Raw genomic sequence first — 391 nt, 5'->3', positions numbered from 1 at the left:
CTGGGGTTTGATCCGGCCCTGGTGGAACAGCTGCTGGAAGGCGCACGTTGTAACCCAGGTTGATGTTGTAATAGCTGTAATCCCGCTCGCTGTCGGTAAGCACCTCCACGTTACCGGCCCAAAAGCGCCATTCGGGATGTCGGCAAGGCCCTGGGGTTTGATCCGGCCCTGGTGGAACAGCTGCTGGAAGGCATCGTCGCCCAGTTCGTCTTCCAGCTCTTCCGCCAGCGACGCAATCTCATCGGTACGCCGGTACACCAGGTCCAGAGTGTTCAGCAGCTCGCTTTCCCGATTCTGAAAAAGAGCCACTTGCCATTCGCGCGCCGCTTTACCGGTTTTCCCGTTGGCGGCCGGTTCCTGCAGGCCGAGATCACCGCCGAGCAGGCCGAGC

At 60.9% G+C, this 391-nt stretch carries 1 protein-coding gene; it reads left to right on the top strand.

The window, feature by feature from the left end; all coding sequences use genetic code 11:
- Positions 1 to 171: 171 nt before the first annotated feature.
- Positions 172 to 391: malate:quinone oxidoreductase (locus MDHKLMBL_RS21265; RefSeq protein WP_241956291.1), on the top strand; the 220-nt coding region annotated here is incomplete at its 3' end.

It is taken from the genome of Marinobacter flavimaris (assembly GCF_002933295.1).
In the GTDB taxonomy this organism is placed as follows: domain Bacteria; phylum Pseudomonadota; class Gammaproteobacteria; order Pseudomonadales; family Oleiphilaceae; genus Marinobacter; species Marinobacter flavimaris.
The sequence above is the reverse complement of the archived record's forward strand: the minus strand, read 5'-3'. Positions and strand labels throughout refer to the sequence as shown.